The 19,831-nt window shown below is 44.3% G+C and carries 20 protein-coding genes; 12 read left to right on the top strand and 8 right to left on the bottom strand.

Annotated elements, in window-relative coordinates; genetic code table 11:
* Positions 1–107: 107 nt before the first annotated feature.
* The 3 genes from OE749_RS14385 to OE749_RS14375 form a co-directional block, all read right to left on the bottom strand.
* Entirely contained in the window at positions 108–1,361 is a 1,254-nt protein-coding gene (locus OE749_RS14385; RefSeq protein WP_263713209.1) for a metal-dependent hydrolase family protein, read from the bottom strand.
* Between the two features lie 174 nt (positions 1,362–1,535).
* Positions 1,536–2,072: a DUF1285 domain-containing protein gene (locus OE749_RS14380; RefSeq protein ID WP_263713208.1), complete on the bottom strand. Its 537-nt coding sequence runs from the start codon at positions 2,070–2,072 to the stop codon at positions 1,536–1,538.
* Between the two features lie 7 nt (positions 2,073–2,079).
* Positions 2,080–2,916, bottom strand: coding sequence for a DUF3014 domain-containing protein (locus OE749_RS14375; RefSeq protein WP_263713161.1), 837 nt, complete (start codon positions 2,914–2,916; stop codon positions 2,080–2,082).
* A 333-nt stretch (positions 2,917–3,249) separates the two neighbouring features.
* Here OE749_RS14375 and OE749_RS14370 point away from each other — a divergent pair, with 333 nt between their 5' ends.
* From OE749_RS14370 to OE749_RS14355, 4 genes are all read left to right on the top strand, one after another.
* Positions 3,250–4,485, top strand: a complete 1,236-nt coding sequence (locus tag OE749_RS14370) for a sterol desaturase family protein (RefSeq protein ID WP_263713160.1) — start codon at positions 3,250–3,252, stop codon at positions 4,483–4,485.
* A gap of 85 nt (positions 4,486–4,570) precedes the next feature.
* Positions 4,571–4,876 carry a DUF6482 family protein gene (locus OE749_RS14365; protein ID WP_263713159.1) on the top strand — a complete coding sequence of 102 codons (306 nt, stop codon included), beginning with the start codon at positions 4,571–4,573 and terminating at the stop codon, positions 4,874–4,876.
* An 85-nt stretch (positions 4,877–4,961) separates the two neighbouring features.
* Positions 4,962–5,402, top strand: coding sequence for a VOC family protein (locus tag OE749_RS14360; RefSeq protein ID WP_263713158.1), 441 nt, complete (start codon positions 4,962–4,964; stop codon positions 5,400–5,402).
* Between the two features lie 42 nt (positions 5,403–5,444).
* Positions 5,445–6,782 (top strand): DASH family cryptochrome, encoded by a 1,338-nt coding sequence (locus OE749_RS14355; RefSeq protein WP_263713157.1) that lies wholly within the window; start codon positions 5,445–5,447, stop codon positions 6,780–6,782.
* A 6-nt stretch (positions 6,783–6,788) separates the two neighbouring features.
* Here the strand turns inward: OE749_RS14355 and OE749_RS14350 are convergent, their stop codons facing one another.
* Positions 6,789–7,562: an MBL fold metallo-hydrolase gene (locus OE749_RS14350; protein ID WP_263713156.1), complete on the bottom strand. Its 774-nt coding sequence runs from the start codon at positions 7,560–7,562 to the stop codon at positions 6,789–6,791.
* Positions 7,563–7,779: 217 nt separating this feature from the next.
* On the opposite strand from OE749_RS14350, the gene OE749_RS14345 reads away from it, so the two are divergent.
* Positions 7,780–8,673 carry a transporter substrate-binding domain-containing protein gene (locus tag OE749_RS14345; RefSeq protein ID WP_263713155.1) on the top strand — a complete coding sequence of 298 codons (894 nt, stop codon included), beginning with the start codon at positions 7,780–7,782 and terminating at the stop codon, positions 8,671–8,673.
* Positions 8,674–8,768: 95 nt separating this feature from the next.
* Entirely contained in the window at positions 8,769–9,182 is a 414-nt protein-coding gene (locus OE749_RS14340; protein WP_263713154.1) for a hypothetical protein, read from the top strand.
* A gap of 61 nt (positions 9,183–9,243) precedes the next feature.
* On the opposite strand, the gene OE749_RS14335 is transcribed toward OE749_RS14340, so the two are convergent.
* Both OE749_RS14335 and OE749_RS14330 read right to left on the bottom strand, forming a co-directional pair.
* Entirely contained in the window at positions 9,244–9,750 is a 507-nt protein-coding gene (locus OE749_RS14335; protein WP_263713153.1) for a DUF6702 family protein, read from the bottom strand.
* A 3-nt stretch (positions 9,751–9,753) separates the two neighbouring features.
* Positions 9,754–12,213 (bottom strand): M1 family metallopeptidase, encoded by a 2,460-nt coding sequence (locus OE749_RS14330; RefSeq protein WP_263713152.1) that lies wholly within the window; start codon positions 12,211–12,213, stop codon positions 9,754–9,756.
* A gap of 182 nt (positions 12,214–12,395) precedes the next feature.
* On the opposite strand from OE749_RS14330, the gene proB reads away from it, so the two are divergent.
* The 3 genes from proB to OE749_RS14315 are packed head-to-tail and all read left to right on the top strand — an operon-like array spanning position 12,396 to position 15,725.
* Entirely contained in the window at positions 12,396–13,526 is a 1,131-nt protein-coding gene (gene proB / locus OE749_RS14325; RefSeq protein ID WP_263713151.1) for a glutamate 5-kinase, read from the top strand.
* Complete coding sequence (locus OE749_RS14320; protein WP_263713150.1) at positions 13,516–14,766, top strand: glutamate-5-semialdehyde dehydrogenase; 1,251 nt, start codon at positions 13,516–13,518, stop codon at positions 14,764–14,766. Before proB ends, OE749_RS14320 begins: the two co-directional genes overlap by 11 nt.
* Before the next feature lie 50 nt (positions 14,767–14,816).
* A complete protein-coding gene (locus OE749_RS14315) occupies positions 14,817–15,725 on the top strand; it encodes a PhzF family phenazine biosynthesis protein (RefSeq protein ID WP_263713149.1) in 909 nt (302 codons plus the stop codon).
* A gap of 40 nt (positions 15,726–15,765) precedes the next feature.
* Here OE749_RS14315 and OE749_RS14310 read toward each other — a convergent pair whose 3' ends face one another.
* Positions 15,766–17,253, bottom strand: a complete 1,488-nt coding sequence (locus OE749_RS14310) for a M20 family peptidase (RefSeq protein ID WP_263713148.1) — start codon at positions 17,251–17,253, stop codon at positions 15,766–15,768.
* A gap of 128 nt (positions 17,254–17,381) precedes the next feature.
* Here OE749_RS14310 and OE749_RS14305 point away from each other — a divergent pair, with 128 nt between their 5' ends.
* Positions 17,382–18,290 carry a DMT family transporter gene (locus tag OE749_RS14305; RefSeq protein WP_263713147.1) on the top strand — a complete coding sequence of 303 codons (909 nt, stop codon included), beginning with the start codon at positions 17,382–17,384 and terminating at the stop codon, positions 18,288–18,290.
* A 35-nt stretch (positions 18,291–18,325) separates the two neighbouring features.
* On the opposite strand, the gene OE749_RS14300 is transcribed toward OE749_RS14305, so the two are convergent.
* Complete coding sequence (locus tag OE749_RS14300; RefSeq protein WP_263713146.1) at positions 18,326–18,598, bottom strand: hypothetical protein; 273 nt, start codon at positions 18,596–18,598, stop codon at positions 18,326–18,328.
* A gap of 158 nt (positions 18,599–18,756) precedes the next feature.
* On the opposite strand from OE749_RS14300, the gene OE749_RS14295 reads away from it, so the two are divergent.
* Together OE749_RS14295 and OE749_RS14290 are read left to right on the top strand one after the other, a co-directional pair.
* Complete coding sequence (locus OE749_RS14295; RefSeq protein WP_263713145.1) at positions 18,757–19,257, top strand: RNA polymerase sigma factor; 501 nt, start codon at positions 18,757–18,759, stop codon at positions 19,255–19,257.
* Positions 19,250–19,828: a hypothetical protein gene (locus OE749_RS14290; protein WP_263713144.1), complete on the top strand. Its 579-nt coding sequence runs from the start codon at positions 19,250–19,252 to the stop codon at positions 19,826–19,828. Before OE749_RS14295 ends, OE749_RS14290 begins: the two co-directional genes overlap by 8 nt.
* The last annotated feature ends 3 nt before the right edge of the window (positions 19,829–19,831 follow it).

Raw genomic sequence — 19,831 nt, 5'->3', positions numbered from 1 at the left:
TTGTGAAAGTGGTGAGTTATTTAGGCATGAAAATGTCAGTATAGGGGAGGAGTAAAATGGCGTATGCTATTGGGCAACGCCATTTTGGGGGAAGGTAGTTTCCACACTCAGTTCTGTTTGTATACCTTGCCGTCTTTCATCACAAATTGAATTTCCTGCATCAGACGGATGTTTTCAAGTGGGTCGCCTTTAACTGCAACAATGTCAGCCAATTTACCCGCTTCGATAGTACCGACTTTATCTAAAATGTTGAGTAATGTTGCGCCGTGATACGTTGCACTACGAATAGCATCAATGGGCTTCATGCCTGCTTCTACCATCAGTACGAATTCTAAACCGTTATCACCGTGCGCAGAGACACCAGAATCTGTTCCCATCGCAATCTTTACGCCTGCTTTGTAGGCTTTGGCAAAGGTTTGTTGAATTAAAGGACCAATGGTTGCCGCCTTCGGTCTGACAATATCAGGGAAGAATCCATCGATTTTTGATTTTTCAGCGACCCAATTTCCGGCCATAATAGTGGGAACGTAATACGTACCACGTTCCTTCATGAGCGCGATGATTTCATCGTTCATGTAGGTACCATGCTCTATTGAATCTACGCCAGCCAGAATTGCACGTTTCATTCCTTCTTTACCGTGAGCATGCACCGCCACAGTCATGCCGTAGTCTTTAGCAGTATCCACGATGGCCTTTAATTCATCCTGCATAAACTGAGGATTTTGACCGCTCTTCGCTACGCTTAATACACCGCCGGTTGCCGTGATTTTTATCAGATCGGCTCCGTCTTTGTAGCGTTGCCTAACGGCTTTTCGTGCGTCATCTTGGCCATTGATCACACCCTCTTTAGGGCCAATATCTCCGCTCAACGACGCGCTCATGCCGTTGGTTGGATCAGCATGTCCACCCGTTGTGGCAATCGACTTTGCTGCGGTATAAATTCTAGGCCCGTCTATTACGCCTTGATTGATCGCTTTTTTAAGTGCGACTGATGTGTTGTAACTGTCACCCAAATTACGGACGGTAGTAAACCCTGCATCTAGCGTACGTTTGGCGTATTGTACTCCCTTTAAGGCATAATCCGCTTCGTTGAGGGTAAACCGCTCCATGTAACCGCGCATGCCACTATTTTGAAAGTTTAGGTGCGTGTGCATGTCCATTAGACCAGGCATCACAGTATGATTTTGAAGATTGATGACCGTATCGCTTTGTCCTGCTTTTTTGAAGCCGTCTTCAATGGCTGTGATTGTATTGCCATCAATGATAATCGTCACCTCTGTCAGCACCTCATCATTATTCGCAGGAATGACCTTCCCAGCATGAATGAAGGTGGCGGCGTAAGCTGTAAAACTTGTGCTCATAGCAAGTGTGAGCGCGGCGGTGCGAATAGCACGTATTGGAATGCGCATAATGATTCCCTGAGTGTGTTAGTGTGAAGATACAGTAGGGAAAAAATGACTTGAAATCAAAATATTGCGACGAATGGGCGGACGCGGAGGCCATTTAATCATACATGGTTGCCTCAATACGTTTAGCTAGATGTAACCTAAAATAATTTGGTAGTCGCCACTTGATACGGTCACTGCCTGCTTGCCGTTAAAGGTGGTTTCATCGGCGGCTTCTACCATTTGGTAAAATACATTTTGGTGAAGTCTCGCCCATAGATTCCGCCTAACCAATACATAGGGTAGTAACGCGCCTGTTACTTTGTCTGTATGTAGTTCAACCGGATGCGAATCGTTGACAACAAATGTGTCTTGGGTGTGAGTAGAGAAAATAATTTGGTTGTCTTGTAGTTCCCATTGCGTAATCAAAAAAGGAACATCTTCCACCTCAATGCCCACTTTTTCTACTGGCGTCACCAAAAAATACTTCTCACCTTCTTTTTTCAAAACACTAGAAAACAGCTTAACTAATGGCTTACGACCGATAGGTGTACCCATGTAAAACCAGGTACCATCATGTTTAATGATAATGTCAATGTCACCGCAGAAATCTGGGTTCCACATTTCGACAGGAGGGGTGCTTCCCTCGCTGTCTTTTAACTGTGTTTGCAGTGATTGAATATCCATATCTAAGTTATAGCATTTCCAGAATTTCACGCAGCTTGGCTTTTACCCTACGCATGTTCTCAGGCCCCATACGAATTAAATGCTTTTGCGGCATACTCAAAGACTCAAGGCGTTCGTCTTTGTATTTATACATCACGCTATCAGTGTACACCTCTACTGGCACTGGTACCGACGGTGTTTCCAATAAATGCTCTATGGCTTGTTTTAACACGTCATTAAACGGCTCACTTGGGTCGCCAATTTCTGCATACAGTTGATTTAACGTTGGCTGATAGGTTTCATACAGACTCACCAGCGTATCAGCGCTCATGGTGTCAATCACATCGACATAAGGTGTGTAGCGCTTATAACTTGCTGGGTCGATCCACTCTTTGCCGCCTTGCTGATAAATTCTGAAGTTCTGACTGGGCGGCTGCAATAACTGGTGATTAGGCGCAACTTCGCCTTCAGCAAGGTTGGCAGCGGTTACCACAAAGCGTTGCAATAAAGATTCGTCTACCAGTAAGCTGGCAGCGGCTTCATAGTCGGCTGTTGCCAAAATAGAGGTTTTTACCGCAGCGTCACTGGTATCTACAGGCGGCGCAACAACAACAGGTGCTGGCTCTACCACCTCTTCCTCCTCAATAATCGGCTCCTGAGCGGGGGGCGGTGTTGGTTTTGCTTGCTCAACTTCAGTTTTCACAGGCGCTGGCACAACCGGTCGAGGGGTTGGCTTCTCCATTGTCGGAATATCTTTGTTGTCAGATGTCATCCAAAAATAAAGTGCCACCAGCAACGCAAATCCGCCCAGCCCAATGAGAAGTAAAGGCATTATTGGCTTTGGTTTGGCTGCGTCTTTACACATAACATCTCCTTAAGAATTGTAACCACATAATTATCAGACAATAAGTCGCTGAAAAGGTTGAGTAAACAATGCGACTGATTTTATCGGGAGTCAACTCAAAACCCTCACTAAATCCCATTTTTGTGCCTGGCCTGTATAGCTCCAAGCTTGTTTAATTTTAGCATCTCGATTGTCTATTCTTACCTAAAACAATATGAATGATGGCTGAATTTTAAAGGGGCTAGACAGAGTTTATCGTCCAGTTTACACTGGTCAGACAACAGTTAACAAATTCTTAACCTTAGTTGAGCGATTGATTAACCTAGACGCGGTAGATTTTCGGATGATAAGTAAATGACAATCATATTGTGGGCGATTCCTTTTTTCTTTTTATTGATCAGTATCGAGCTGATCGCAGAAAAGGTAAAAGGAACGGCGTATTACCGTGTTAATGATGCAATCAACAGTTTGACTGTAGGCGTTTTGAGTCGGGTTACGGGGATTTTGAAGGCCCTCGTGCCGCTTACTATTTATGCTGTCGCATATGAATACATTGCGCTATTTACCCTGCCTGATTCAATGTGGACATGGGTTGCAGCGTTCATTATTTACGATTTTTTCTATTACTGGAACCACCGCTATGGTCATGAAGTCAGCCTGTTTTGGGCTGCCCATGTGGTGCACCATTCCAGCGAAGAATACAATTTAACTACTGCGCTGCGTCAAACCAGTGGTAGTTTTTTCTCATGGATTTTTTATCTACCTATGGCGCTGGTGGGCTTCACGCCCGAGACACTTCTTGCTGTAGCGGCACTGAATTTGGTGTATCAATTCTGGGTGCATACACGTCATGTTCCTAAGCTCGGCTGGTTTGAATATGTGTTTGTATCTCCCTCTAACCATCGAGTTCATCATGCACAAAATGATATTTATTTAGATCGCAACTACGGCGGTGTATTTATTGTGTGGGATCGTCTCTTCGGTACATTTCAGGAAGAGTTAGACCACGAACCACCAATCTATGGCGTGCGCAAAGCTCTGAAAAGTTGGGATCCTGTATGGGCAAATCTGCAAGTCTATTCTCAATTGATGAAAGACAGTTGGCGTACAAAGCGTTGGTCGGATAAATGCAAAGTGTGGTTTGGCAGAACAGGATGGCGTCCTGCTGATGTGAGTGAGGCTTATCCGCTCGCGCGTGTGAATTTAGCCACATTCAAAAAGTTTGATGTCCAACTGAGCATGACGACCAAAGTCTATTGTTTACTTCAACACAGTGTAACGGTGTTGATTGCGCTAATGTTTATGCTCAATCTAGACACGCTAACAAACTCGTCCCTTTGGGGCCTATCTGCCTTTATTATTTTTAGCGCGGTATCTGTAGGTTTGGTGATGGAGAAGCGACCCGTATCGTTTTATTTTGAGCTGATTAAAAATATCGGCTTGATCGTTGGCTTGCTTGTTTTGTCGTTGCCCAGTTGGCTTACTATTGCACTCTTTTTCGGTACTTCCGTGAGTATGTGCTTATTACACCGCGTGTATCGAGATATTCATGGCACTGACTTAGTTGAAGGACCTATCGCATCCCAGTAAGTGGCTGCTATGTCTGGCTACGCTGAACTTTTTTTCACTCGCTACGTAAATAGGTTTGAAATGAAGCTGGGCGCGGAGGTGACTTATGAGGTACAAGCTAAGTGTCGTAGTGTCGAAACAAGTCTCTATCGACTTACTGGAAGTGCAGTCGTTTGAAAGTAATGTTTACTTGGTTAAACTCACCATTAATGGTGTTGAAGGGTTATTGTATGGAGACACCGATTCTCCTGTGAGGTTTATGAGTGCCAACCAAATCCGTGAAACCTTTGAGAACAACGCGATCCAAGATGCTTACCTGATTCATCAATCATATTATGATGAAATGATTGGCAATCCGCCTTCTGCGAACGAACCCATGCGAATTCCCTTTTCGATGTCGCTACCCTATTAAATTTGTTCATGAGCTAGAATTATCCTGTCGTCATCACCATGTTGTAGTGACAATCTGGATTTTAATTTTGCAGGCAGACGACATTATGCGATTTTTACATACGATGGTACGGGTGCGTGACTTGGAAGCATCAATGCACTTTTATTGCGACTTATTGGGCCTTAAAGAAGTTAATCGGTACGACAGTGAAAAGGGCCGATTTTCATTGATTTATCTCGCTGCACCAGATGATCTTCCTGAAGCAGAAACCTCCCAATCTCCCTTAATTGAATTAACCTATAACTGGGACCCTGAAACCTATACAGGTGGACGAAATTTCGGGCATTTGGCGTTTCGGGTAAACGACATCTATGCAGCTTGCGAAACCTTGGTGCAAGGCGGTGTTGACATTAATCGGCCACCTAGAGATGGACACATGGCATTTGTGCGATCACCTGATGGTATATCCATTGAGCTATTGCAAGAAGGGGATGCACTGCCGCCTACAGAACCTTGGGCGTCAATGGAAAACATCGGTGAATGGTGATGAATTGCCGATCTTTTTGAGCGGTTTTATCATATAAACGGCATGAGTAATCAATATAAACGCGGCCTCATGTGGTTCAGGCACGACTTGAGGCTGTCAGACAATCTGGCTTTGCAGCGGTTAGCATCTGATTGTGATGAACTGATAGTCGTGTTTGTGCTCCCTCCTTCATGGCGAGCCGTCAATCAATTTCAATCTCGTCACATAGGCGCACACCGCCTCGCGTTTTTGCAACAAAGCCTACAAGACTTACAATTACGCTTAACGGAGCGCGGTCAATCGCTGATTGTACTCAATGAAGAGCCGTTGCTGTGCTTGCCGACATTTATCGCTCAACACCAAGTGGATGTTGTTGCAAGTAACTATCATCCAGGCGTGTATGAGCGTAGAGATTGGGTGAGCTTAAAAAATCAGTGCCCAGATGTCGTTTTCTTACAGGAGGAAGGCGCAACGCTGTATGCGCTTTCACAACTGCCTTTTGATATTAACGATTTGCCAGAGAGCTTTACACCATTTAGAAAGCGTGTTGAGGCAATAAAACCCGATCGTCCTTGCCAGACTCCGACGCATTTTCCGCCACCGCCCCCAGCGCTGCGCCAAAATTCAGCGGCTCAGCTGTTCGAGGAGATTAGAGGTATAAATACATTTGAGCCTAGAGTTGTCGGTGGCGAAAGTGCCGCGCAAGCGCAACTGGCCTATTACACGTATGAGTCAAAGCTGCTATCGCAATACAAGCAAACCCGCAATCAACTGGATGGTTGGGACTACTCAAGCAAGTTATCTTTTTGGTTAGCGAATGGGTGTATCTCTCCTCGACAAATTTACTATCAGATCCAAGCCTACGAAGCAGATGTAGAGAAAAATGAATCTACCTATTGGTTAAAGTTTGAGCTCTGGTGGCGAGAGTATTTTTATTGGTACCTACACGTACATCAGCATCGCTTGTTTATCTTTTCAGGCGTTAAGGGCAAAAAGCCGTTAACCACTTTTTGGCCGCAACGTTTCAAAGCGTGGATGGAAGGTTCAACGCCCTATCCGATTGTCAATGCGTGTATGAAGCAGCTAAAGCAAACGGGTTATATGTCGAATCGTGGGCGTCAGTTGGTCGCCAGTTGTTTGGTTCATGAGTTAAACATGGATTGGCGTTATGGCGCCGCCTATTTTGAAGAGATGTTGATTGATTATGACGTTGCGTCAAATTGGGGGAATTGGCAGTATCTAGCTGGCGTAGGGGCTGATCCGAGAGGTCACAGGCAATTCGACTTGGCTAAACAAGCCCAGCAATATGATCCAAATGGCGAGTTTGTTGCAACATGGCAGGGTGAATCATCGGTGATGCCAATGAATGTAGTAGATGAAAGCGATTGGCCGATTACGTAATGGGCACTATAAGTCTCTTCGCTTGCGTAAACGGTAACGCTTAATCAACGAGTATGCCTTGCGCTTTGTGGCGCGCCAATGGGTTTTGGGCAACTCGGGCAAATTATCAAATAAATGGGCGTAATCTTCATCTTTGAGTTTTACGCTACCGCTGTGGGCAAGTAACACATCGCTAGGATACAAGTCGTGTAGCTTATTAACCGAAATGCGATATTGATTTGGGTGAAATACCGGGAACGGCGGGATAAACTTGTCCTTCACTTTGACAATCAAGTCAGCCACGTAAATCGTGTGAGTAGGCGCATGGTAAACCGCAAGATCTCTGTCTGTATGCCCGGGCATGTTGAGAATTTGCCAGTCTTCAAATTCTGGAATACGCATGCCTTCTTCTGCAACGATGTCTGGCTCTAAGAATGGCGAGTAAAATAGATTACGTTTAGGCTTTTTCAAACGACTTGCGACCCAGAAAGTCAGTAACAGATCGGTTGTATACATTAACATTCCATGCAAGCCACTGTACCAATGATGTGGTTTTTCAGATGTTAAAATTCGGCAGCCAGCGAGCTTTCTAAGTGCTTCTGCGGCACCCGCATGATCAGGGTGCATGTGGGTCACAACGACGATTTTTAAATCTGTGATCGGTCGATGCAGAGATTCGCTGACAAAGGTATGAATAAGTTCAACATCGGCACGGCTACAGCCGTCAAGTAACAGCAATCCGTGCTCGTATTCAACGAGATATATCGATTGTATGTAGCCTGACAAATGGTGGATATGCATATCCGATCCTTACTCTATTCTTTTCATCGTAATTTTTATCTGGAAAATCATTTACTAACGTTATTTCGTCCCCACGTTAACAGAATAATGAATCTAAAGCAGATTGCAATTTAACGCCCTCGAAGCAAGTCAACTATACTGCGAGAAAAGCGCGATTCGAAAAGGCATTAGAGACTGCCTGTTTGCATCGCAATGACAGAGATAGGGAGAATAAGGTTTGAGTCGAAAGTGCAGCAGGTATGTTGGCTTTAAAATATTTGTTAGCTTGTTGGCAGTGTTTACCTTAGCTATAGCGAATGCGCAGAGCGAACCTGAAGAGGTAGTTTGGTATGCCGATCTACCTGAAGATGGCTACAATCATGAACTCGATATCATGGATATTGAAGCTGAGCAAATTCAACTTTTAAAAACCTTGGTTAAATCTGATCTTACTTTCAATGTAATAAATACGCCGATTATTGCTGGTCTAGAAAAAATTGCGCAAGGGGAAGATGCGTGTGTGAGTAACGTAATCCATACACCTAAGCGTGCTGCGTTTGCGTATTTTTCAGCAGCTTATTCTGTATTTTTATCTCATCAAATTGTTTACATAGAAGGCAACGAAAACGCGGTAGAATTTGCCGATAGGGTGACAACCGATGGTCATTTTGATTTGGAATATGCTGCGCAATTGGTGTCTATGCCAAATATCGGTGTGGCTGAGTCTCGCGCTTACGCAAGCCCTTTGAACGATATGCTGGAATCAATACAGTCTCGGCTGATTTTTGTACATGGTGACAACAACGTCGCCTCTTTGCTTCAAGCTTTGCTCAATGGAGATATTTCTTATGCCATTGAATATCCCGATGTGGCAGTGAAATATGCGGCTAAACATGCTCCCAACAAGCGCATTGCATTAATTCCGATAGATGGCGTTAAGTCGTTTGTAGTGGGTAGAATCGCATGTTCTCGAACGAAAAAAGGTCGACGCGTGATTAAGCACTTGAACCAAGCCTTGCGCAGTTTGGGAACAAACCCTAATTACCTGAACATTCTAAGAAAGCCGTATCATGGCCAGCTAAAACGCCATTATACAAGAGCATATAACGAGGTGTTTGGTACAGAATTCTAAATAAATCAGTCTGTTAAGTGGTAAAAATGCTCGATTTTTAGCTAGAACACCAGTAGCATGCTTTGGCATAGTGTTTGTAATTTGAGAGTGACGCTATGTCTTCATTTGTAGCCCATGGTTCAATTTCCGTAAAAGTAGATGGGCGTGTATTAATTGTTGAGGGGACGGGTCCTTGGAACGCCGAGAGTTTGGATGAATCGGGCGAAAATGCCAAAGGTGTGCTTGAGTCCCTCAAAGGAGCGCCGTGGGGCGTCATTGTTGTGGTTCGTGGTGAGCCCATCCATGTGCCAGATGCTGCCAAGCAGCTAACGCAGATTATTCGCGATGAAAAACGCGTGGGGCGTTCTGCTACGGCTTTATTAGTGGAAGACTCTGACTCTCCGCGATTTGCAAAAAACCATATTGGTGAAATTTATCGGGAGGCAGGAGAGAATTTCGCATTTTTCAGTGATTTTAATCATGCCAAAGCGTGGGTGCTGGATAAAGTCAAACAAGCTGAATTAGTCTAGATCTGACAAGCACAAAAGGCGACATGCGTCGCCCAGATCTGATCATTTTGATTCAATCGTATTAGTGCTGAAAGTTTATTTCTAATAATTCGGTGTCTTTATCGAAAGTGAGGGTTTTAAGCTTTCCTTTTCCTTCAACGTTCACCATATTCGATTGTTTAGGCCAAATATCTCGAAGGGCGTGATGAATGACTTTCAGCGATGTCATTGCCTCTGTTATTGCCGTTTCCTGATATACCCAGAAGAACTTACCATCGACTTCATAGCCAATACTCGTGAGAGGCAGCTCATCGTCGTTCTTGTCTAATAAGGCAAAACGCTCAGTGACGTACTGCTGAAATTGCTTTTGCGTTTTTTCAGACTGAATAATATCAGCGCCTTGCCCAAACATTTCCTCTGTTGCATGTTCTGCATCATGCAAATTAAATCGGTGCATGATTTCAATATTGCCAGTGCGTGCGTTAAACAGCACTTTAGTCAAGGCTGCTTTTTGTTGATGTGCAAACGAAGCGTTGGCAGCCATTAAGGCTGCCAAAAACACCAATATGCGAGTCAATACCGAGTTCATGATCTACCAATCATCACTATCTGAAAGTGACTTTAACTCGTCATCAGACTTAAGTTTAGTTTTCATGTCATGCATGATGTCTCGATGCACTTTGCCCGATTTCTTTTTCTGTTTGAAAACTTCAATGCGTGATGGAATGATCTGACGCGGATAGTGATTGTTTTCAACATCGACATCCGCAGTTTCCCAGTGAGGATCAACCGTGACGCTTACCAGTTCCTTGTCTTTCTCTGTCACAATTAATTTGCTCACGGCTTTAGGTGTGCGGCGCCAGATTTCTGCTGGTATGTACATGTTATCTGTGCTGCCATCTTTGAAGGTAAGCTCAAGAATAATTGGCATGACCAAGCCACCCTTATTAGAGAAGTCTAAAACGTAGTAGTTTTTATCTTCCTTTACTGCTCGCTCATAGGCTGCGCGCTCCCAGTCTTTAAGCTTGTGCATCCATTTGTTGTATTTGTTACGCTCTTTATTCGTGACAGTGAAACGATCGTGCTCGTCATAAAAATCAGACACATCATCGTTCTCTTCTACCCACAGCGTTTTGCCTTCTTCACGGTTACGAATGTCGGTGAGTGACGTCGGTTTGTCTAATTCGTCTTGACGTAAACGGTCAAATTCGATGTCTGGATTACGGGTGTCAATGCGTAGTTTGCTGACTTTATCAATCGAAATATCGACATGATCGGTTGAATAAAACCAACCGCGCCAGAACCAATCCAAATCGACACCTGATGCTTCTTCCATGGTACGGAAAAAATCAGCTGGTGTAGGGCGTTTGTACATCCAACGCTGAGAGTATTCTTTAAACGCAAAATCGAACAGCTCGCGCCCAAGAATCGTTTCGCGTAATATATTGAGTGCAGCGGCAGGTTTTGTATAAGCATTCGGGCCTAAACGCAGTACGCTATCTGATTGTGTCATGATAGGAACCTGAGTTTCTGACTTCATGTAATCGATGATATCGCGAGGCTCTACACCCCATGGAATGGTTGGATCCCACTCACGGCCAGCAACGCCATCAAGAAAGCTATTTAGTCCTTCGTCCATCCATGTCCATTGGCGCTCGTCAGAATTAACAATCATCGGAAAATAAATGTGACCAATTTCGTGGATAACCACCCCAATCAAATATCGCTTTTCGCCTTGCGAATACGTGCGTGTGCCATCATCACGCAGGGTGGTGCGAGGACCATTGAAGGTTATCATCGGATATTCCATTCCGCCCACTGGACCGTTTACTGATTGTGCAACAGGGTACGGGTAATCGAATGAGAATCGAGAATACACTTCCATGGTGTGAACCACAGACTCAGTAGAATATTTCTTCCACAAATCCCCCCCTTCTTTCGGATAAAATGACATGGCCATGACAAGTGGTTGAATATCGCCGCCTTGCTGATAACCTTTTGCATCCCAAATGAACTTACGAGACGATGCCCAGGCGAAGTCGCGCACGTTTTCTGCCTTGAATCGCCATGTTTTGGTATCGTTCGTGCCCGCTTTCTCGTTTTCAAGTGCTTCTTCTTCAGTCACGATAAAGACTGGACGCTTTGCATTCTCTGCCTGTTTTAATCGCTCAATCTGAGTATCAGTAAGTACATCATTGGCGTTTTGTAATGCACCTGTCGATGACACAATGTGATCAGCTGGTACGGTAATTTCTACATCATAATTGCCGAATTCAAGCGTAAACTCGCCTCGACCAATGAACTCTTTGTTTGTCCAAGCTTCATAGTCGGTATACGCTGCGAGCCGCGGAAACCACTGAGCCAGCATGAAAATATCATTTCCGCCTTCGCGCGCATCGTCAGGGAAATGCTCATAGCCAGCGCGGGCCGAGACGGCATTTTCTTCTACCATGTTAAATGAGAAGTCAATATTGAAGTCGAAAGTGCCTTTGGGTTTAAGGGGGGACGGTAAATCGACACGCATCAATGTGCCCACGATGGTGAACTTTAGAGGGTTGCCTGCACTGTCTTCAACTTTGCGAATGTCATATCCTAGCTCGACGTCATTTTCAAAATGCATTTTACGCAGTGCTGCCAAACTGATTCTTGCGGGTTTATCGTCTTTCGCTGCCTGAGTCGCTGGGCCGCGGGTACCAATACCGCCAAATGATGTTGTCATGGCAGACAGTGAGTCACTACGATATTTATTTTGGTCTAGCTGAATCCACAAGTATTTCAGCGTGTCTGGCGAGTTATTGTGGTATTGGATTGCCTCAGTCGCATCGATTCTGCGTTTGTCTTCATTCAATGTCACATGAATTTTGTAGTCTACTTGCTGCTGCCAATATTGATGACCTGGCTCTCCTGCTGCATTTCGATACACATTCGGTGTGGGCAATACTTCATCAAGTTGTCGAAACTTATCTTCAAAATCGCCTTTTGTTTGGTTGATAGCAGCAAATGATGCTGCGCTAACCAAGCATCCCAACAACAGCAGTGAGCGTTTTATCATGGTAGTTGTACCTTATTATTTTATAGACAACAAAGGGGGGCCCTCGAATATATCAAATAAGAGATGAATGATCTTGTCACTCATCGGAAAGATTGACAACTTGATAGCGCATTGCATTCTGGACTTGTTTAAAATTTCGAATATCGTACTCTGTCAGCTAGTCGAAATCATCAAGGGGAAATATGCAGGATATTCAGTGGCAACGTGCAGTAATTAAAGTCGGAAGCGCGTTGATTTCTCCCGATGGTCAAGGATGCAGTGGTCAATATTTATTAGCTATTGCGCGCTTTATTCTCGCTAGCCGAGAAGCCGGCAAAGAAGTCATTGTTGTGTCGTCAGGCAGTGTGGCCGCAGGGCGAAAAGATATTCCTGTTACGCATACGCCGTCAATTGCTGAAAAACAAGCCATGGCAGCCATTGGTCAGTCGCAGATGGTGGCAAATTGGGCGCGCTTTTTTGATTTTCCATGCGCACAATTGTTACTTACTTACGATGATCTTCACAATCGCACGCGGTATGTGAATATAAAAAACACCCTGCGTGAGTTGCTTAAGCATGGCGCGTTACCCATTGTAAATGAAAACGATACTGTCGCGGTTAACGAATTAAAGGTCGGTGATAACGACAATCTCGCCGCGTATACCGCTATGGTTTCACAGGCTGATTTACTAATCATTTGCTCTGATATTGATGGATTGTTTGATGCCGACCCTCGCAAAAATGCGCATGCGAAGAAGATTGATATCGTTGACGGCATCGACGATAACATATACGCCCTCGCGGGTGGCGCAGGCACATCTGTCGGCACTGGCGGTATGAAAACCAAGATTCAAGCGGCTGAAAAATGCACGAAAAGTGGGATTACGACATTGATCGTAAATGGTAAAAAACCAGAGGTGTTTGAGCGATTATCAGAAGGGGTAGTATCTGGAACCATGTTCAAACCTCAGTTTGCCAAAGACCGAGCTAAGCGCCAGTGGTTAGAACATACTTTAAAAAGTCGTGGCCATGTTGATATCGACAACGGCGCTAAACGAGCATTACTGTCTCAAGGTGCATCTTTGTTACCATCAGGAGTCGTACAAGTAACGGGAGAGTTTAGTGCGGGTGATGCACTTGATATCCTTTGTAACGGCGAATTTATTGGAAAAGGATTGTCTTTGTACAAATCTGACGATCTGAAGAAAGTGGCGGGATGTCAAAGTAAAGACATAGCTCGCATTTTAGGGTTTACTCAAGGTGAAGAAGTGATTCACCGAGATGACATGATAGTAATCAAACAAAACAAACAGGGGCTGTCTGATGACATTTGATATTGCAAAGGCTGCACGTCAGGCGCGACAAGCGTCCCGTCAAATCGCGACATTAAGTGGAACAGAAAAAAACGCGTTACTGCACACCATTGCAGATAATATTTTGGCGCATTCTGAAAATATTCTTAATGAAAATCAAAAAGATACGCAACAGGCGAAGCAAAGCGGCTTAGAGCAATCGATGATTGATCGCTTGCAGTTGGATGATCAACGTTTAGAAGCCATTGCTGCTGCGGTAAGAGAAATTGCTGGTCAAGAGGATCCTGTCGGTGGCATGCAAGACGTTAAACGTATGCCAAGTGGCATACAAGTTGGCAAAATGCGTATTCCTTTGGGCGTCATTGCCATGATCTACGAATCTCGCCCAAATGTGACTATCGACGCGGCAGCACTTTGCTTAAAGGCAGGAAATGCTGTGGTTTTGCGTGGAGGCAAAGAAGCCTTGCATTCCAACCTAGCGCTCGCGCAGTGTATTACTGATGCGTTGCTAACTCACAATTTGCCCGAAGCTATCGTGACTGTGATCCCAGATACCGATCGCGAGATAATGAACCAACTCATGACGTTGTCTGACGATATTGACCTGATTATTCCTCGGGGCGGAGAAGGGTTAATTCGATTTGTAACGCAAAATAGCAGAATTCCAGTAATTCAACACTTTAAAGGTGTATGCCACTTGTTTGTCCATGAGCAAGCCGATATTGATAAGGCGCTGAATCTTCTTGAAAACGGTAAAACTCAGCGTACTAGCGTTTGTAACTCACTTGAAACCTTATTGGTAGATAGCGCGATTGCTGATTCCTTCTTGCCATTAGCCGCAAAAATGTTGGAACGTCATAATGTGAAAATACACGCCTGTGAGCGTAGCATGGGTGCATTTGCTGATGCCGAGCTTGCCAATGAAGATGACTGGCATGCTGAGTATCTTGCGCTAGAAATCGCGGTGAAAGTGGTAGATGGGATCGATGCCGCTATTTCCCATATTGATGTTTATGGAAGTGGTCATACTGACGTTATCGTCAGCCAAGATTATTCGGCTGTGCAACGTTTTATCAACGAAATTGATTCGGCTGTGGTCATGGCAAACGCCTCATCACGTTTTTCTGATGGTGGGGAGCTCGGCTTAGGCGCTGAAATTGGTATATCTACGAGTAAACTTCATGCATATGGCCCGATGGGAGCGACATCACTAACAACCGAAAAGTTTGTTGTGATGGGCGAAGGGCACGTTAGAACATAGCTTGAAGACCAATATTGGATGACGTCATTCTATTAAACAAGGATAACAGTATGCAATCAGAGCGCGCCTTTCCCTATTTTGTTTATAACGTATTTACCCGTGATACGTTTGGTGGCAATCCGTTAGCCGTGATCCCTCATGCCGAAGGGCTTTCTGATGCCGAAATGCAGCAAATCGCTAAACAGTTTAACTATTCAGAAACCGTTTTTGGTTTTGACACTGACAAGCTAAATCATCACAAGCAGTTACGCATATTTACACCGTCTAGAGAAGTGCCCTTTGCTGGGCATCCGAATATTGGCGCTGCAGTGGCTTTGTACGAAAATAATCTTGTGTCATTACCTCAAGATACACAAACCTTATTATTTGATGAACAAGCTGGCTCAGTACCCTTGCAATTAACGCGCGACGAACATGGAAGTGGTTTTGCATTGTTGGCGCCAGAACCGCTATCGACGGGGCAAACATTTGAGCCTCATTATATTGCTGAAGCGCTATCACTTGATGAGTCAGACATACGTACTGAAGTGCATGCACCCATGCAAGCGTCAGTTGGGCTTGGTTTTATTTTTGTCGAAGTAACAAGTGTTGATGCATTGCAGCGTGCCAAACCGAATTTGTCGGTATTTGAGGAAATTTTCGCAGAGGGCATACAACCTGATATTCATGTGTATACACGGAGTGAGGATGAGTTCGATATTCGCACCCGTATGTTTGCCCCCCTAGACGGGGTGTATGAAGATCCGGCTACAGGTAGTGCAAACTCTGCGTTAGCTGCGATCATTGCTCAGCATGACTTACCATTTGATGGCGTAAAATCGATCTCTATCGCGCAAGGATATGAAATGGGGCGACCAAGCCAATTATTGGCGATGGCAGAGAAAAAAGACGGTGAAATTGTCGCTGCGGGTGTAGCTGGAAAAGCGGTGAAATTTGCAGAGGGCATACTTCGCTTATAAGATCTTAGCGAAGCATGCATGAGTAGGTAACCAAATGCCTTCACTCTGGCATTTCATTGTTCGCCGTTTGCTTTAACATTGCGTAATAAAACTGAATCGCACGCGCATAATCATCGAGTGAAATATGCTCATTAACACCATGAAATTGCTTCATAGTAACAGGATTTAACGTCACCATCATAAAGCGATAAATACTGTCGCTGAGTTGGGTGAAATGTTTGGCGTCTGTGCCGCCTTGAACAAGATATGGCGCAACCAAAATGTTGTTATCTAACCGTCTGATAGTTTGCTCAATTAGGCGGTATCCCATTGAGTCTGTGGTCGACACAGCAGACGGTTCATTTCCTGCAAAAGCTTCGATGTTGACTCGATCGTCATCAATCACCCGTTTCGCGTGAGCAATGACTGAATCAATGGAATCGCCTGGCAAGATCCGAAAATTGACTACCGCTGTGGCTTGTGTCGGCAATATATTAGACTTCGCACTACCTTGAAGCATCGTCGCCGCGGTAGTGGTTCGCATACCTGCAGACAAAGCTGGGTTATCATTTGCGCTCCATATAATTAGAGGCTCAAAAAGCCATGTATTGGCCATAGGTAAACGCATTGAAAGAGGAGCATAGTAGCCAACATGGCTGATGGTGTTATGGATAAAGCGAATATTGGCAGGAAATGGGTTGTGCTCTAAATTAACAATGGCCTGACTTAAAATGCCTGCGGCAGTATGTTTAGGAGGCTGCGAGGAATGACCGCCTTCGCTATTTACGCTCAGACGTAAATTCACATAGCCTTTTTCCGCAATGCCGATAATGGCAAGTGGCGTAGAGGCATCCAGTAACATGTCCTGTGTGACTGCCCCGCCCTCGTCCAACACAAACTCGAATTCTATTCCTTTGGCTTTGAATTGTTCGGCAATCAATTTTGCGCCTTGTTCGCCACCGATTTCCTCATCATGCCCGAAGGCAAAATATATCGTTCGTTTGGGCCGCAACCCTTCGGCCAACAATTGCTCCATGGCTTCCAATAATGCGAGCACGGTGACCTTGTCATCCATCGCGCCACGTCCCCAAATCGCATCATGTGTTACTTCGCCTGAAAAAGGTGCATGCGTCCAATTATTCAATGTGGCTTCATCAACCGGAACAACATCGGTATGTCCCATAAATAGTGCAGGCTTTAATTGCGCGTTTGTTCCTTCTATCTCGTAGAGCAGACTGTACTGATTAATTACCTCTTTTTGCATGGCGCGATGCACATGTGGAAACGCTGTCTCTAAGTAAGCAGCAAGTTGAATAAACGGCTCCCCTTCAAATAGAGTTTGCTCACTGTTGGCAGCTTCGTAAGAGATCGTTTTAAATTGAATCGCTTTTGAGAGGCGCTGAGCTGCTGCAGCGATATCAATCTGGACAGGCTGTAATGACGCCGCGGGCTGATATTGGGTGTCTTTAAAAAAATATGTAGTACGGTAACTGATGATAAGCATCAGCAACAGAATTGTTACCACTAGTCCTAGCAATCCCTTTTTCATTCGTATCATCCAAGTTTTTGTTTACAAGTCACCCCATAGTAATCAACAATTCGACATTCGCCAATGAGTCTCATCTCATTGCTAAGTAAGGCATTTTCTCATCCACAAACGGGTAAGCAGGAGGCAGTATGCCAAATTGGGGATTGTTCACGCTGTGTGTGTTGGTATGGGGCTCTACATGGCTTGCTATTACGTATCAACTCACCGAGATACACCCTGTGCTGTCTGTAGCCTATCGCTTTAGTCTCGCTGCATTCGCCTTGTTACTTTTTTGTTTGTTTAAAAAGCGTTCGCTACGACTCCCGTTTAAACTTCATGTTTTATGCATGGGAGTAGGGCTCAGTTTATATACACTTGATTACAGCCTTTTATACGAAAGCCAGCGATATCTTGTGAGTGCGATAGTCGCACTTATGAGTTCGTGCATTATTTACTTTAATGTTGCTTTGCGCAGGTTAGTACTGAAAAAGCCTTTTGAGAAAGAAGTGATATTTGGTGCAACCTTTGGTGTTTTGGGATTAGGGTGTATTTTTTACGAGCAATTCGCCTATGTTGAGGTGAGTAGTTTATTGTGGCTAGGAATGGGTCTGGCGATGGTCTCTTTTGTATTTGCCTCAATTGGCAATGTTATTTCAGAAAAAATTCTGTCTCATGGGATCCCCGTTTTGCAAATGAATTTTTGGTCGATGTTTTATAGCCTCTTTTTTCTCTACGGATATGCGATTGTTAGCGGGGCTGAGTTTACTTTTCCAAGCGAAACCAGCTACGTGTTGTCACTCTTGTATTTGTCGTTAATCGGTTCAGTACTCGCGTTTGGCGCATATATGAAGTTGGTACAAGGTATTGGATCAGATCGCGCCGCCTTTGTTGTGCTGATTTATCCCATTGTGGCATTGATTTTATCAACGCTATTTGAGGGGTATCAATGGACAGCGCTGTCATTATTTGGGGTAGCCATTGTCATAGTTGGCAATGCAATAGCAATGGGGAAGTTTCCCTATCGGCGCTTTGCGGTATCGCGTGCACCGGTGCGTTAAGAAGACTGTTAGACAGGTGCATATGCCGTTTAGGATCACAGTTGATTCAACTTTTTGTTTAACTCATATGCGGGCTCCGTCACGATTTTTTCTAGAACCTGAATACGCTCTTTAAGGGCATGAATGTCTTCCTTTGACCTTGAATTAGTCGACATTTTCTGGTCTACGTTTGAAGGTTTAAAAGGAGAATGGCTCTCTCCGTTCATCCAATTGATTACCTGCATACTAAATTTGGTATCGATGTAGTGCGCGGTTGCATAAGTTGCTGCAATTAGTAGTAAAATCAAAGTGATGGTAAATGTCGTCATAGTACGTTTCCTTAGTAATTTAATCATTAACCGACTTTTAAAAGAGTTAGTCTTTGGTTTGCCATTTTTATTACAACAACGGTGTAAGTTTTTTTTAGATGTAAAGACTACGTCATCAAACACCTTGAATTTGTTTTATAACGTGAAAAGGGAATTGTTTGTTAGATCAACAACAAAAACAGCAGATATTGCAGGAATATGCACCGATTCTTTCGCGTGTGGCTACAAGCTATGAAGCAAACGCTGCAATGGCGCAAGAGCTGTCTCAGGAGATGTGTTTAGCTGTGTGGCAGTCTTTGAGCAAGTTTAAAGGCAATAGCAGTGTAAAAACCTATATATATCGGGTTGCCCACAATAAAGGGGTATCTCATGTTGCCTATCACGCAAATCGTCCTAAACATGCAGACATGTCAGAGCATTCTATGGATATTGCGTGTTCTACCAATGTAGAGACAACGGTGTCGAGCAATCAGCAAATACAAGAATTACTGACCGCGGTGAGAAACTTATCTATGTCTTCGCGCCAAGTTCTGACGATGTCTATGGAAGGATTGAGCTATCAGGAAATTGGGGAAGTAATGGGGATGAATACTAACCAAGTGGGTGTGATACTAAATCGCGCTAAAAAACAGGTGAAAAAAGTACTTAACTATGAATGATTTTACTGATCCGCTTAATGCACTTTGGTTGCAACAGACTACAGATGACCCAAATGTCTATCATATTCAACAACGGGCAAAATGGGAGCGTCGAAAACAGCTGTTATACACCACGATTGATATCCTTGTGCTTTTGCCTTTAGCATTGATTGCGTTATGGTTTTATCCAGATATGAGTCTTTTTGAAACGTTGTTTTTGATAGGCATAGTCTCAATTTGCGCAGTGTATACAGGGTACATTTTATGGCTTCGCGTGAGAGTAATCGCTATACAGCGACAGAGTGTGAGAGACTTTGTGACTTTGTCTATTTCAGTATTAGCGCTTAAATTACGCATCCTTTCTGCCACGAAATGGTCAATCTTAACCGCTCCAGTTATCGTTATCTTCTTTTACGTCGGAATCGGCGTTGACAGAGAGCTCCCCATTTTTGAGACGGTAAAATTGTTAGGGGTAGCGTTAGTTGCTACGACAGCGTTTTGTTTGCCCTTTTGGATTTGGTGTAAAAGGCGTTACGCGCGTTTTCTTCAGGAGAAGCGCAACTTTGAATCATTGGCTACGCAAAATAGGTAGCAT

It is taken from the genome of Fluctibacter corallii, from assembly GCF_025751585.1.
GTDB classification, from domain to species: Bacteria; Pseudomonadota; Gammaproteobacteria; order Enterobacterales; family Alteromonadaceae; genus Fluctibacter_A; species Fluctibacter_A corallii.
The sequence above is the reverse complement of the archived record's forward strand: the minus strand, read 5'-3'. Positions and strand labels throughout refer to the sequence as shown.